The organism is Actinoplanes sp. NPDC051633, assembly GCF_040681735.1.
Lineage (GTDB): Bacteria > Actinomycetota > Actinomycetes > Mycobacteriales > Micromonosporaceae > Actinoplanes.
Window position 1 is genome coordinate 1 of sequence record NZ_JBFAZH010000069.1, and the last position, 13,757, is coordinate 13,757.

The following is a 13,757-nucleotide window of genomic DNA, read 5'->3' on the forward strand; positions in this document are numbered from 1 at the left end:
AAAATCTCATCGTTAAATACTTTTAAATGCACTATTAATAAATAAATGATAAAGTGAAAATGTAACATCATCCCCACACATCATTAAATCTTTTTGCGCGGGGGACCCAACAGGCCGTCGACCCGATCCCGTACACCTGCCGCTACGAGCTGCAGACCGATCCGGGCTGGACCACGTCCCGGTTCGAGGTGAGCGCCGAGGGCGCCGGGTGGGCCCGCACGCTGCGGCTCGAGCTGGCCGCCGGGCGCTGGCGGGCGACCACCTCCGAGCAGGGCAATCTCGATGCGGTGCTGTCCGCATACGGGCATCCGGCTGCGGGGCTGCCGGGCACCGAGGACCCCGACCTGCTCTACGGCGCCTACGACGTGGACCTGACCGGCTCGCCGCTGACCAACACGCTGCCGATCCGCCGGCTCGGGCTGCTCAAGGCACAGGCGGGCGTCGCGCACCGGGTCAGCGTGGCGTGGGTGCTGGCGCCCAGCCTCGAGGTGGTGCAGGCGGACCAGATCTACACGCCGGCGGGCGAGGGCGTGATCCGCTTCGCGACCGAGGACTTCAGCGCCGACCTGGTGGTCGACGACGACGGCTTCGTCACCGACTATCCGGGCCTGGCGAAGCTCACGACGCCGACCTCCTGATCCAGGTCAGACAGGCCTTGTCCACCGCGGTGAAGGGCTTGCCGAAGGCGGCGCGCGACGCCTGGTCGTAGGTGTTGTCGGCGCGCAGCACGAGCCGGACGAACTCGAAGAGCGCCGGCTCGCCGTACCTCTGGGCCATGCAGTCGGCGGCGAAGTGCCCGAGCCCGTAGAAGCGGTCGCTGGCCGAGTCGCTCGCGTCGTCGCTCAAGGGCTTGGACGCGATCGTCCTGGGCCGCTTGTCGCCGCGGAAGGCGGTGCGCACGCTTCCCCGGCGCCAGCTCGCGGCGGCGTGCCTCGGGGACCATCCGATGTATTCGGCGATGCCCTCGGTGAGCCACTGGTCCTCGTCGAAGTCGCGGGTCCCGAGGCCGCTGAGCGTGACGACGTGGCCGAGCTCGTGCTGGACGGTGGTGGCGAGCAGCTCGGCGTCGCTGGAGAGCTTGCTCATCCGCAGCACCACGTCGGTGCCGGCGCTGTTCAGCGGGACGGCGTAGGCCACCGTCCAGCTCCCCTCGATGCCGCCGTACCAGGATTTCCACGTCTTCTCGTCGGCGAGCAGGACGCGGTACCGGGTCTGCGGGTTGCGCACGTACCCGGCGAACCTGTCGTTGATCTTGGCGCTCTTCTCCGCGACGGCGAGCACTCGCCGCAGGTTCCGGGACTGCGATTTCGGGCCCGCGACGGTGACCCGGCGGCCGCGGGCGAAGACCAGATCTCCGCTCTCCCACGGGGCGGGCTGCAGCTGGGTCGGCTCCGCGGTCTTGGTCAGGGCGGTGATCACATAGCGTCCGCCCACCGGCGACACCGTGAGTGACTGCTCGACGGCCGGCGCGCCGGCGCCCTCTGGGCACGTGCTGAGACTGAAGCAGAAGTTGACGGTCGTGCCCACTGCGACCGTGGCGCCCTTGCCGCCGGGCCGGATGTGGGGCTGGTAGTCGAACTGGCTGACGCCCAGGCCGCGCAGCGAGCGGAACATGCTGCGGTAGCGCGCCACCAGCTCGGGTTTGCGCGGGTCGACCGCCGCCAGCCAGCGGGCCTCGTCCCCGTCGAGCAGCGCGGCGGCCTGCTGGTCGAGGGCCTGCTCGGCCTGCTCGAACGGGCTCCGCGGAGGGCTGGGCGAAGGACTGGGCGTGCTGGGCGGCGTACTGGGCGCCTTGGCCTCGGCTGCCGGCACCACGGCGGACGGACGCGTGGCCGACGACGGCGCGAACGCCACGATGCCGGTGGACGCGGCGATGGCGGCGGCCAGCACACTCGCGGAGACGAAGTATGTCCGCCGCGAAAGACCACGCCGCGGCGAAGGTGAATCGTCTTCCACAACCGGAATACAACCAGGTGGGCGCGCTTCGCGCTGCCCTTCTACCGGTCGGATTCCCGGTTGCGGATCACGGCCAGGTGCCGTCCAGCAGGAAGCGATCGATGACGGCGCGGTGCGGCGCGAGGTCGAGCCCCTGACCGGCCACCCACTCGTCGGAGTAGTAGGTGTCGGCGTACCGCTCGCCGCCGTCGCAGATCAGCGTGACCACCGAACCCTGCCGTCCGGTCGCGAGCATCGAGGCGATCAGGCCGAACGCGCCCCACAGGTTGGTGCCGGTCGAACCGCCGAGCCGGCGACCGACGACCGCCGAGCCGGCCCGCATGGCGGCCAGGGACGCCGCGTCGGGCACCGCGACCATCCGGTCCACCACCGCGGGCTGGAACGACGCCTCGACCCGCGGCCGCCCGATCCCCTCGATCCGCGAGCCGGTGCCGGTGCTGAGGTCGAAGTTCCCCGAGACGTACGCGGGCCAGAACGCGGAACCCTCGGGATCGACCACGCACAGCTTGGTCGGGAATCGCTGGTAGCGCGCGTACCGGCCGATGGTCGCGCTCGTCCCGCCGGTGCCGGCGCCCACCACGACCCAGGCCGGGATCGGGTGCCTCTCGAGCGCCAGCTGGGCGTAGATGGACTCGGCGATGTTGTTGTTGCCGCGCCAGTCGGTGGCCCGCTCGGCGTAGGTGAACTGGTCCATGAAGTGGCCGCCGAGGTCGCGAGCCAGGTCCCGGGCGGTGGCCGAGACCGTGGTCGGGTCCTCGACCAGGTGGCACTTGCCTCCCTGGAACTCGATCAGTGACACCTTCTCCGGGGACGTCCGCGCGGGCATCACCGCGATGAAGGGCAGGCCCAGCATCCGGGCGAAGTACGCCTCACTGACGGCGGTCGAGCCGCTGGAAGCCTCCACCACCGTGGTGCCCGGACCGATCCAGCCGTTGCACAGCGCGTACAGGAAGAGCGATCTCGCGAGACGGTGCTTGAGCGAACCGGTGGGATGTGACGACTCGTCCTTGAGGTAGAGGTCGACGCCCCAGTCGGCCGGCAGCGGGAACGGCAGCAGATGGGTGTCCGCCGAGCGGTTGGCGTCGGCCTCGACCAGCGCGATCGCGTCGCGCACCCAGGCGCGGGCATCTTCATCACATCGATCGAGTTGGTCCACAACGGCACGCTATCCCAGGCCCGGCTGCGGCCGGTTCTCCCACTTGGTGGACAGCGCGATCGCGGTCCGCGTCGAGGCCACCCCGCGCGTCCGGTTGATCCGCACGATCAGCTGCTCCAGCTCGGCGATCGTGCCCACCCGCACGGTCAGCTGGTAGGACTCCACGCCGGCCATGAAGTAGCAGGACTCCACCTCGGGCATCGCCCGCACCGAGGACAGCACGTCGTCGGTGTCGGCGCCGGAGTCCTCCACGATGCCGATCAGCGCGGTCACGCCCAGGCCGATCGCCTCGTGGTCGACCTCGGCGCGGTAGCCCCGGATCGTCCCGGCCGCCTCCAGCTTTCCCACCCGCTCGTGCACGGCCGGCGCGGAGAGGCCGACCTTGCGGGCCAGTTCGGCGTACGACGAGCGTGCGTTGTCCCGCAACAGGTCGATCAGCCGGAGGTCGATGGCGTCCATGCGTTGCACCCTAATTGGGGGAGTCTGGTTATCTCACGCCCCGTAGCCGTGAAACGGAGCCAGGATAATGATCACTGTCGCAATCGGGGCTTTTTCCGCATTTCACGGACTTGGTGTTGGGGCGATGCTCTAATGGCTGTACGTCCCGATCGAGCTCGCCGCCACTCACCGTGACCACGGCCGCTCCAACACACCGACGCGAGGAGGGGGTTGTGGACACCGGAGATCGTCTGCTGACGCCGGGCGAGGTGGCCGCATTGTTCCGCGTCGACCCGAAAACGGTCACACGCTGGGCAGCCGCCGGACGCATCGGCAGCATTCGCACGCCCGGCGGGCATCGACGCTTCCGCGAGTCCGAGGTCCGCGCGTTGCTCGAGGGCGACGGCGTGATCGAGGAGATGCGCGAGGACGACGCCGCGAACCGGCCGCGCAACAGCGGCCCGGCCAACCCGGGCACGTCCTACGGCCCGCCCAACGGGCTGCGCTGACCCAGCTTTCCCGCCCAGCGGGTGAGGAGCGTGTGCTGCACGCCCAGGGCGTCGAGCACCTTGCCGGCGATGAAGTCGATCAGCTGCTGAGCGGTCGCCTCGGCGCCTGAGCCGTAGAAACCGGGGCTTGCCGGCAGCACCACCGCGCCCGCATCGTGCAGCGCGATCAGGTGCTCCAGATGGCTCCGGGTGACCGGTGTCTCGCGCGGCACCACGACCACGCGCCGCCGCTCCTTCAGGTTGACCTCGGCGGCGCGCTGCAGCAGATCCTTGGACAGGCCGATCGCGATTCCGGCGCACGCCGCCGTGCTCGCCGGCACCACCGCCATGCCCCGCACCGGGTAGGAACCGCTGCTCGGCCCGGCGGCCAGGTCACCGGGCGGCCAGTAGGCCAGATCGCCCAGGTCACGGCCCAGCCAGGCGGCCAAATCGTCCTTCCAGTGTGCGTCCCGGACGGCGATGCCCGTCTCGTCGAGGATGGTCAGCCGGGCGGCCTTGGAGATCACCAGGTCCACGGACTCGCCGGCGTCCAGGAGGCCGCCGAGCACCGCCCTCGCGTAGGGCGTGCCGGAGGCACCTGAGACGCCGACGATCCACGGGGTACGCATCCCTCAAGAATGCCCGGTGGTGCCGCACTCAGATCAAGAGATCGAGCAGCGCGAACACGAAGAGTGCTATTCCGACGAAGCCGTTGGCGGTGAAGAACGCTCGGTTAACTTTCGAGAGGTCACTGGGCGTGACGACCACGTGCTGATAGGCGAAGGCGACGGCCGTGAGAGCGAGCCCGATCCACCACAGCCACCCCAGCCCGGCCAGCATCCCGAACCAGACGAACAAGGCAAAGGTCACCACATGCGTGGCCGTCGAGATGTGCAGCGCCGTGCGGATGCCGAAGCGGGCCGGCGTCGAGTGCACGCCGATCCGCCGGTCGACCTCCACGTCCTGGCAGGCATAGATGATGTCGAAGCCGCCGATCCACAGGCCCACCGCGGCGCCCAGCACCCAGGCCGGACCCGAGCCGGCGAACGTACCCGTGATCGCGATCCAAGCGCCCACCGGCGCGACCGCCTGGGCCAGCGCCAGGACGTAGTGCGGGAAGTTCGTGAACCGCTTGGCGTAGGGGTAGACGACCAGCGGGACGACCGCCAGCGGCGAGAGGACCAGGCAGAGCCAGTTGAGCAGGCCGGCCGCCAGAAAGAGGAAGACCAGGCTGACGATCGCGCCGGTCCAGGCCGTGCGGACGCTGACGGCCCCGGTGACGAGCTCCCGGTCCCGGGTACGCGGATTCTGCGCGTCGATCTTGCGGTCGAGGATGCGGTTGGCGGCCATCGCGAAGGTGCGCCCGGCGACCATGGCCACCGTGATCAGCAACAGGTCGACGACCCGGAAGGACGGCCACATCGCGACGAACGCGGACAGGTAGGCGAACGGCAGCGCGAAGATCGAGTGCTCGACCTTGACCAGGCGCAGAAAGGACGTGACCTTCCCGGGCTCGGTGACCGCCGTCCTCAGTCCCGCCGCCGCCCCTGACCGGTCTGAAGGCTGAGTCATATGCCGTACTCCTTCCAGCGCTTGTCGACCAGGCTGACCACCTCGGGGGCCATCGTCATCTCCTCCGGCCAGCCCCGCGTGTAGCCCTCGGCCGGCAGCTTACGGGTGGCGTCCAGACCCGCCTTGCCACCCCAGAACTGCTGGTAGGACGCGTGATCGAGGTGATCGACCGGACCCTGGGTGACCAGCAGGTCGCGGTCGTAGTCGACGTTGCCGAACGCCCGGAACGCCACCTCGGCGTAGTCGTGCACGTCGCAGTCCTCATCAACCACCACGATCAGCTTCGACAGCGACATCAGGTGCGCGCCCCAGATCGCGTTCATGATCTTCTGGGCGTGCTTGGGGTAGCGCTTGCGGATCGACACGATGACGCAGTTGTGGAAGACGCCGGCGGCCGGCATGTCGTAGTCGACGATGTCCGGGATCAGCATCTTGAGCAGCGGGAGGAAGATCCGCTCGGTGGCCTTGCCCAGCCCGTGGTCCTCCTGCGGCGGCTTCGACGTGATGATCGAGTGGTAGATCGGCTTCTTCCGCATCGTCATCACCTCGACGTGCAGCACCGGGAACGGCTCGACCGGCGTGTAGAAGCCGGTGTGGTCGCCGAACGGCCCCTCGTCGTGCCGCTCCCCCGGCTCGAGGTAGCCCTCGAGCACGATCTGTGCCTCGGCCGGCACCTGCAGCGGCACGCTGACGCAGTCGACCATCTCGACCCGCTCGCCGCGCAGATAGCCCGCGAACAGGTACTCGTCGATGTCCCCCGGCAGCGGGGCGGACGCTGCGTAGCTGACGACCGGGTCACAGCCGATGGCGATGGCGACCGGCAGCCGCTCCCCTCGCCGCTCGGCCACGGCGTGGTGCGCGGTGGAGTCCTTGTGGATCTGCCAGTGCATGCCGAGCGTGTTCTTCGAGTGCTGCTGCAGGCGGTAGAGGCCGAGGTTGCGCTTGCCGGTCTCCGGGTGCTTGGTGTGCGTCAGCCCGTAGTTGTGGAAGATCCCGCCGTCGCCCGGCCACACCTGCAGGCCCGGCAGGCGGTTCAGGTCCACCTCGTCGCCGGAGAGCACGACCTCCTGGCACGGCGCGGACTTGACCTTGCGGGGCGGCAGGGACCTCAACTGCAGGACCTTGCCCAGCCCCTCGCGTACGCCGGACCAGCCGACCGGCAGCTCGGGCTTGATGAGCGCGCCGATCCGGTCGCCCACCTCGTCCAGCGAGTCGACGCCGAGCGCCATCGCCATCCGCTTCTCGGTCCCGAACAGGTTGACCGCCACCGGCATGTCGCCGCGGGTGGGCCGCTCGAACAGCAGGGCGGGCCCGCCGGCCCGCACCGTGCGGGTCACCACCTCGCTGATCTCCAGCGTCGGATCGACCGGGACGGAGATCCGCCGCAGCTCACCGGCCGCCTCCAGCGCGGTGAGAAAAGACTGCAGGTCAGGGTACGGAAATCCACGCGCGGCCATGCGTCCCAGTCTTCCACGTCACCACTGATCACCGTTTTCGTTGTGGGTGTGGTTGAGATTCCGCTACCGGGGGCAGGTGCCGTGTGAGAGTTCGTACCCTGGCTCGGTGGTGTGGCCTCGGGGGGCTGCTCGCCGCACTCGCCCTGGCCACTCCCGCCGCCGCGCGTGATCTTCCGCTCTGCGACGGTGGCGGCGGCGCCTCCACCCGGCCGCCCGCGGGGCCCGCCGGTGAGCGCACGCCGGGCGCCTGCCGGGCCCGGACCCCGGAGAACGCCTTCCGCTGGGACCGGGAAGCGACCACCGCCGGCTACCACCATCTCGGCGCCGGGACCGCCGGCGAGTGGGGTGGCGTCTCCGGGCGGCTGTCCGTGGTCGACGGGGGCATCCGGCCCCGCACCTACGACTTCGTCGCCGGGCGCTTCATGGTCAAGCGGGACATGGGCGGCGGCAGCATCGCCTGGCTCGAGGCCGGGTGGGCCGAGACCGGGTGGGCCGGCGCCGGGCGGCAGCACATCTATACGTTCAACACCAACACGAAGACCTGGCAGTTCTACGACCAGTACGCGCTCAAGCCGGGCGACACCGTCTGGCTCGACCTGCACACCGATGGCCAGGGTGTCTGGCAGGCGTGGCTCTGGTGGAACAACCGGTGGAACCTGCTGACCGCCCAGCGGCTGCCGATCGGCGATCGGGCCTACGTGGAGCAGTATGTCGAGGTGCACGTCGACCCGCGGCGCAGCGCCCGGATCGACGTGCCGCCCGTGACCGTGGACAACGTGCAGCTGCGCCCGGCCGGCGGGGGCACCGCGCAGTACTGGCGCGCCGACGTCAACACGCTGACGGCCGACCCGACGCAGCGCTCCGGCGGCTTCTGCCTCAACTGGGTCAACCGGTACGACACCTGGACAGCGGGTGACTGCCCAGGACTGGGCCTGCTTCCGCGCACCGAGTCGGCCGACGCCCGGAAAAGGCTTCCCGCGCGAAATCCTTAATCGGTACAAAACGGGAAGCGCCCAATGACATGAAGTTGCCGCAACGGGAAACTTCGTTACCATTCATTGGGCAACCGATTACGCTCAGTAATGGGCGTCTATTGGTCGCCGTCCCGCATGCCAGGAATGCAGAATTGGCACTGGCAATGCACCAATGGCGGTAAATGATCGTCGCGACACCTCATCAGGCGGCGATACTTCGATCACACCGAAGTTTATCGATTGCGCTACGCATTCACTCACTGCGTGTCCGGTTACGATCACTCCCTCGTCAATTCCGAGGAAGTGGCTCGCCACCTGCGCGTATGGCATTTGGCTTACAAGATCTACGGGTCGCGAGTGATCTCGACCAGTCGGATCCCGGCTCGCTGCCAGCGTCCGGTCGGACGAGCCAGCATGAAATGCACATCGGCGGAAGCGCGCCCGTTTCTATCGTTGGAATCGCGTGCATACAGGTTTATTAACAATGATCTCCGCGTTTCTGAATGAGCAACTGAAGCACTCGGGCAACCGTTGGGAAAGCTTCCCGAGCTACGGCACAATGGTTGGCGAAGCTCGATCATCGATCTTCAAATGAGGGGGAGCGCCGGTGAGAGGGGAAGCCGGCGTCATCAGAAACGGAGTAAGTTCCGGTGATCAATTGTGTTCGTCCGGCCGGTGGACCGGACGTCTCCGGGACGCGATGGCGCGTCCTGGTCGTGGTTGTCGTCGTGGTTTGCGGCACCACGCTGCGTAGTCTCGGTATCGATCTGGAAGTGGCGCTCTCGGCGCTCGCGGCTTTCGGCGCCATGGGCATGGCGCTCGCCCGCGAGGTCGTCGCCCGGCCCGAGGGGGAGGCCGCATGATGCCGACGGCAAGCACCCCGCGGGGCGAGGATTACGACCCGGTCGACGAGGAGCCGGGCATGCGGCTGGCCGAGCAGCTCAAGCGCGCTTGGATCTCCGCCGGACGGCCGCGGATGAGTGATGTGGGGGACGCGGTCGGCTACAACAAGGCCTCGATTTCCAAGGTGCTGTCCGGCAAGATGCCGCCGGCCTGGCATCTGGTCCGCAAGCTGGGTGCCGCCCTGGGCGTCCCGGAGGACATCGTCCGAACCGAGTGGCACCCGCTCTGGGTGGCGGCGGACGAGCTCCGCCGACAGCGGCAGGTCGAGCCCATGGCCCCGGCCGGTCGGCAGCAATGCGTCCTGTGTGGCAGCTGGGTCGCGGATCCGGCGGTGCACAGCCTGTGGCACGGGCGGGTCGACGTGGGCGTGCCGCCGAACCGTCCCGACGCCCATCGCTGGGCCAGCCTGCGCGACGCGCTGCCGCGACGGAACGAGGGCGGTGGGAACGGCCGGGACGGACTCCTGGGAAACCGGCGCGAGGACTAGCCGGAACGGCCGGCGGCCCCGCAGCCGCCGGCCGGCACGGCTCAGCCGGCGTTGGCGTAGGAGTGCAGGCCCTCGAAGAACAGGTTGACGCCGAACAGGTTCATCAGCATCGTGGCGAATCCGATCAGCGCCAGCCACGTGGCCGTGGTGCGCTTGACGCTGGGCGTCGCGCGGGCGTGCAGGTAGGTCGCATAGACGATCCAGGAGATGAAGGCCCAGACCTCCTTGGGATCCCAGTTCCAGTAGCGGCCCCAGGACGCCTCCGCCCACAGCGGACCGGCGATCAGCGCGCCGAAGGTGAACAGCGGGAAGGCGAAGGCGTGCAGCCGGAAGGTCAGCCGCTCGAGCGTCGCGGCGGCCGGCACGCGCTTGCCCAATGTGTACGGGAAGCGCCGCTTGCCCTGGTCGTAGCCGGTCTTGATGAGGAACAACGCGGCCGGGACGGCGCCGAAGAGCAGGATGCCCGAGGCCAGGATGATCGTCGAGACGTGAATCACGTACCAGTACGAGTTCAGCGCCGGGACCAGCGGGCCGACCGGGGTGTAGGCGATCAGCCCGTTCACGCCGAGCAGCACCACCATGGTCAGCGCGGTGAACAGCCCCAGGTGCCGGACACCGGGGCGGCGGCTGAGCACGAGGAGCCACGACACCGAGCCGACGAACGACACCGACAGGATGAACTCGTACATGTTGCCCCAGGGCATCCGGTCGGCCGCGACGCCGCGGGTGACCAGCGTGCCCAGGTGCAACAGAAGGGCGAGCACGTTGATGCCGACGCCGACCTGGCCGATCGTGTTGCCGCGGCTCTTCTCGGCCACCGGCGGCGGGGGCACGTCATCCGGCACCGGCGCGCCGGACCCCACCAGCTGCCGGGTGGCCGCCCGCGCGATGTGACTCCGGGTCCCGAAGGCGTACTCGCCGGCGTAGCAGATCATCGTCGCCAGATAGGCCAGCACGGTCAGCGCCATGAGCTGGTTGGAAAGCTCGGCCATCACTCGTCCCCCTGCACTGCGGTCACCACGCCCGCGAACTCGTCGGCGAAGCCCGGATAGTCGGTGCGCGGCAGTCCACCCGCCTCGATCACGGTACCGCCGCTCTCCCCCGCGTCCGCGTCGAGGGCTCGAACCCGGAAGAAGATCCGGCGGCGGTGGCCGTACAGCGACGCCATCAGCCCGAGCAGGCCCAGCACCGCACCGGCCAGGACCAGCGTCTTCGTCGGATCGTGCCGCACGGCCAGCGTGGCGAACGGGCGCGTGCCCAGGAACTCCAGCTTGCTGCCGTCGTCCAGGGTCCAGGTCTCCCCCGGCTTCAGCTCGTGCGGACGGGCGTTGTTGCCGACCTCGCCTGGCCCACCGACCTGCTTGAGCTTGCCGCTGCTGATCTGGGCCCGGTCCAGCGCGTACACCGAGCCGGGCAGCCCGGCGTCCACCCCGAGGTTCCCCCGGTACGCGGTGAGGAACAGCACCGGGTTGCGCTCGGCGGGGTAGACCGACGACGGCCGGCCGTCGGTGCCGACCGTGGGCAGGTACACGCCCTCGAAGCCGACCTGGAGGTTCTCGTCGCGCTTGTCGGTCTTGGGGTCGATGTTCACGTCCGGGAACGTGGCGACGCCCTCGCTGGTGAACATGCCGTCGCGGGGCAGGAACGGGACCACCTTGGTCTGCTGCACGCCGAACCGGTCGGTGAAGCGCAGCACCGGCGCGTAGCCGTGGCCGAGCAGGTTGACCGTGGCGCCGGGCAGGCGCAGCGGGTCGTTGACGCTGAAGGTCCTGGTTTCCCGCGAATCGACGAGCACGGTGGCACGGAACGATTTCGGCTGCCCGGTGTCCTGGAACTCGGCCCGGAAGTCGGTCAGTTGCAGACAGAACTGCGGCAGGTCGGCGGCGTCCACGCGTGCGCCGAGCGTCGACTCGTCATATTGCGTCAACGAGTTGCAGAAACCCCTGTCCGGACCCTCCACCAGCAGCCGGTTGCCGTGCCAGCCGTACCACGCACCGAAGCCCACCCCGATCAGCACGGCGAGCAGCGCGAAGTGGAACAGCAGGTTGCCGGTCTCCTTGACGTAGCCCTTCTCCGCCGAGGCGGTCCACGCGCCGTCCTCCTCCTGCCGGGTCGCCACCCGCCACCGGCGCTTGCGCAGGACCCGGGCCACCGCCGAGGCCGCGGCCGTGGCCTCAGCGGCCGGTGGCAGCACAGCGTGCTGCGGCAGGCGGTCCAATCGCTTCGGAGCCTCCGGGGGTACGTTGCGCAGCGCCCGCACGTGGTCGGCGAGGCGGGGCACGACGCACCCGACCAGCGAGGTGAACAGGAGCACGTAGACCGCCGCGAACCAGGCCGACGCGTACACGTCGAACATGCCCAGGCGGTCGAGTGTCGGCGCCAGGTCGGGATGCGCCCGGAAGTAGTCGGCGACGCGCTCGATGTTCACCGGGCGCTGCGGCAGCACCGACCCGGGGATCGCCGCGACCGCCAGCAGGAAGAGCAGCACCAGCGCGGTGCGCATGCTGGTCAGCTGGCGCCACGAGTTGCGCAGCAGCGCCCACACCGGGTTGGCCCGGCGCGGCGGCGGCGCGGGCGCGGCTGTGCGCTCCTCGACGACCGTCACAGCAGCGTCCCGGCGTCGAAGTCGAACGTGGTCAGCAGCCAGATCAGGAAGTCGTTCCACCCGCCGGTGACCAGGGCCAGCCCGACCAGGATCAGCAGCGCGCCGCCGATGCGGGTGACCCACCGGCTGTTGCGCCGGACCGCCCGGAAGACCCCGATCAGCTTGCGGAAGAACAGCCCGAAGAGCACGAACGGCACACCGAGCCCGAGGCTGTACGCCAGCGCCAGCACGACCGCCCGATCGGTCTGCCCGCTGGTGGTGGCCAGCCCGAGCACGGCGCCCAGCGTCGGGCCGGTGCACGGCATCCAGGACAGCCCGAAGAGGGCGCCGAAGATCGGGGCGCCGGCCAGCCCGGCGTTCGGCAGCCTATGGATCCGGAACTCACGCTGCATGCCGGGCACCAGGCCCATGAAGGCCAGGCCGAGCACGATGACCAGCACACCGAGCACGATGTCGAGCACCCGCTTGTGCGTCTGCAGGGCGATCCCGATGTTCGCCACCAGGGTCGCGAGCAGCGTGAAGACGACGGCGAAACCGAGCACGAAGAGCGACGTGCCGGCCAGGACGCGTCCCCTCGTCCTCGTGGCGACGGCGACCGATCCGGATCCGCCGGACGCGTCCGGCTCTCCGCCGGACGCGTCCAGATCGGAGCCGGCCAGCCCGGTCACATAGGACAGATAGCCCGGCATCAACGGCAGCACGCACGGTGACAGGAAGCTGACCAGCCCGGCGATCACGGCCACGCCGATGGCCAGCAGCAACGGCCCGCTGCTGGCGACGTCGGCGAACGTCTCACCCATTTTTCTCCGCCGCCACCCGCTCGACCAGCGGCTGCAGCTCGGAGACCACCGTGGCCCGGCGCATCGCCACCGCTATCCGCCCCTGACGGTCGAGGATCAGCGTCGAGGGGGTGCTGACCTGGGTCACGTCGAATTTCAGCGCGACCTCGCCGTCCGGGTCGTACACGCTGGGATAGGTGACCCGGCCGCGCTCGAACTGCTTGGCCGAGTCGCGGTCGTCACGCGAGTTGACCCCGATGAAGGTGACGCCCTTGGCCTTGGTGGCCTGGAACGTCTTCTCCAGGTCGTCGGCCTCGGCCCGGCAGGGGTTGCACCAGGATCCCCAGAAGTTGACCACCACGACCTTGCCGCGGTCGGCCGCGACGTCGTACGAGCCACCGTCGAGCAGCTCACCGGTGACCTCGTCGACCTGCGGACGCTGCTCGGGGGCGCACTCGATGACGCCGCCCGTGGTGGTGCACTTCTTCGCCCAATTGTCGCCGCCCCCGCACCCAGCCAGCCCACCCGCCAGCGCACCGGCCACGAGGGCGGCGCGCCCGAGCAGAGCGACGCGGCGACGCATGGTCAGGCGCCCTTGGCGTTCTTGGCGCCCGGCGACATCGCGACCAGGTGCGCGGCCGGCTCCGAGTAATCCACGCCGACGATCTTGGCGCCCTCGAACCGGAACGATGTCAGGCTGGCCAGGCCGCACTCGCGGCGCCGCGGGTCGTGCCAGAGGCGCTTGCCCTCGACGTAGCGGCGCAGCGTCCAGATCGGCAGCTGATGCGAGATGCACACCGCCTCGTGGCCCTCGGCCGCCACCCGGGCGGCCTGCACGGCCTCGAACATGCGCTGGGCGATCACCAGATAAGCCTCGCCCCAGGACGGCGTGATCGGGTCACGCAGCACCCACCAGTTGCGCGGGTTGCGAAACGAGCCGTC

Annotated in this window: 15 protein-coding genes and 1 pseudogene; 5 read left to right on the top strand and 11 right to left on the bottom strand. The window is 69.4% G+C overall.

The annotated features are described in order from the left end of the window. Positions 1–107: 107 nt before the first annotated feature. Positions 108–638: pseudogene (locus AB0M20_RS06805) on the top strand (putative glycolipid-binding domain-containing protein); the annotation flags it as partial. On the opposite strand, the gene AB0M20_RS06810 reads toward AB0M20_RS06805, so the two are convergent. The 3 genes from AB0M20_RS06810 to AB0M20_RS06820 all read right to left on the bottom strand — a co-directional run bounded on the left by AB0M20_RS06810 (position 619) and on the right by AB0M20_RS06820 (position 3,571). After that, positions 619–1,890: a hypothetical protein gene (locus tag AB0M20_RS06810; protein WP_364294902.1), complete on the bottom strand. Its 1,272-nt coding sequence runs from the start codon at positions 1,888–1,890 to the stop codon at positions 619–621. The pseudogene AB0M20_RS06805 and the gene AB0M20_RS06810 overlap by 20 nt on opposite strands. 133 nt (positions 1,891–2,023) lie before the next feature. Then, positions 2,024–3,112 carry a PLP-dependent cysteine synthase family protein gene (locus AB0M20_RS06815; RefSeq protein WP_364294905.1) on the bottom strand — a complete coding sequence of 363 codons (1,089 nt, stop codon included), beginning with the start codon at positions 3,110–3,112 and terminating at the stop codon, positions 2,024–2,026. A 9-nt stretch (positions 3,113–3,121) separates the two neighbouring features. After that, positions 3,122–3,571, bottom strand: coding sequence for an Lrp/AsnC family transcriptional regulator (locus tag AB0M20_RS06820; RefSeq protein ID WP_364294908.1), 450 nt, complete (start codon positions 3,569–3,571; stop codon positions 3,122–3,124). Between the two features lie 212 nt (positions 3,572–3,783). On the opposite strand from AB0M20_RS06820, the gene AB0M20_RS06825 reads away from it, so the two are divergent. Beyond that, positions 3,784–4,059, top strand: coding sequence for a BldC family transcriptional regulator (locus tag AB0M20_RS06825; RefSeq protein ID WP_364294911.1), 276 nt, complete (start codon positions 3,784–3,786; stop codon positions 4,057–4,059). Here the strand turns inward: AB0M20_RS06825 and AB0M20_RS06830 are convergent. Genes AB0M20_RS06830 through AB0M20_RS06840 form a run of 3 tightly spaced genes read right to left on the bottom strand, consistent with a single transcriptional unit; the run spans position 4,032 to position 7,067 of the window. Then, a complete protein-coding gene (locus AB0M20_RS06830) occupies positions 4,032–4,667 on the bottom strand; it encodes a UbiX family flavin prenyltransferase (RefSeq protein ID WP_364294914.1) in 636 nt (211 codons plus the stop codon). The two genes, AB0M20_RS06825 and AB0M20_RS06830, sit on opposite strands and share 28 nt — an antisense overlap. Positions 4,668–4,695: 28 nt before the next feature. Continuing rightward, positions 4,696–5,610 carry a menaquinone biosynthesis prenyltransferase MqnP gene (gene mqnP / locus AB0M20_RS06835; RefSeq protein ID WP_364294917.1) on the bottom strand — a complete coding sequence of 305 codons (915 nt, stop codon included), beginning with the start codon at positions 5,608–5,610 and terminating at the stop codon, positions 4,696–4,698. Continuing rightward, entirely contained in the window at positions 5,607–7,067 is a 1,461-nt protein-coding gene (locus AB0M20_RS06840; protein WP_364294920.1) for a menaquinone biosynthesis decarboxylase, read from the bottom strand. The genes mqnP and AB0M20_RS06840 overlap by 4 nt, the downstream gene beginning before the upstream one ends. An 83-nt stretch (positions 7,068–7,150) precedes the next feature. Between AB0M20_RS06840 and AB0M20_RS06845 the strand changes: the two genes are divergently transcribed. From AB0M20_RS06845 to AB0M20_RS06855, 3 genes are all read left to right on the top strand, one after another. After that, complete coding sequence (locus AB0M20_RS06845) at positions 7,151–8,059, top strand: hypothetical protein (protein ID WP_364294923.1); 909 nt, start codon at positions 7,151–7,153, stop codon at positions 8,057–8,059. A 698-nt stretch (positions 8,060–8,757) separates the two neighbouring features. Beyond that, on the top strand, positions 8,758–8,904 hold the full coding sequence (locus AB0M20_RS06850) for a hypothetical protein (protein ID WP_364294926.1): 147 nt from the start codon (positions 8,758–8,760) through the stop codon (positions 8,902–8,904). Beyond that, on the top strand, positions 8,901–9,431 hold the full coding sequence (locus AB0M20_RS06855; RefSeq protein ID WP_364294928.1) for a helix-turn-helix transcriptional regulator: 531 nt from the start codon (positions 8,901–8,903) through the stop codon (positions 9,429–9,431). The genes AB0M20_RS06850 and AB0M20_RS06855 overlap by 4 nt, the downstream gene beginning before the upstream one ends. A gap of 41 nt (positions 9,432–9,472) precedes the next feature. Here the strand turns inward: AB0M20_RS06855 and ccsB are convergent, their stop codons facing one another. The 5 genes from ccsB to AB0M20_RS06880 all read right to left on the bottom strand — a co-directional run. Then, on the bottom strand, positions 9,473–10,423 hold the full coding sequence (gene ccsB / locus AB0M20_RS06860) for a c-type cytochrome biogenesis protein CcsB (protein ID WP_364294931.1): 951 nt from the start codon (positions 10,421–10,423) through the stop codon (positions 9,473–9,475). Continuing rightward, positions 10,423–12,036, bottom strand: a complete 1,614-nt coding sequence (locus AB0M20_RS06865) for a cytochrome c biogenesis protein ResB (protein WP_364294934.1) — start codon at positions 12,034–12,036, stop codon at positions 10,423–10,425. The genes ccsB and AB0M20_RS06865 overlap by 1 nt, the downstream gene beginning before the upstream one ends. Continuing rightward, entirely contained in the window at positions 12,033–12,836 is an 804-nt protein-coding gene (locus AB0M20_RS06870; protein WP_364294937.1) for a cytochrome c biogenesis protein CcdA, read from the bottom strand. Before AB0M20_RS06870 ends, AB0M20_RS06865 begins: the two co-directional genes overlap by 4 nt. Then, a complete protein-coding gene (locus tag AB0M20_RS06875; protein WP_364294940.1) occupies positions 12,829–13,398 on the bottom strand; it encodes a TlpA disulfide reductase family protein in 570 nt (189 codons plus the stop codon). The genes AB0M20_RS06870 and AB0M20_RS06875 overlap by 8 nt, the downstream gene beginning before the upstream one ends. A gap of 2 nt (positions 13,399–13,400) precedes the next feature. Continuing rightward, the coding region (locus tag AB0M20_RS06880; protein WP_364294943.1) for a histidine phosphatase family protein at positions 13,401–13,757 on the bottom strand (357 nt) is incomplete at its 5' end.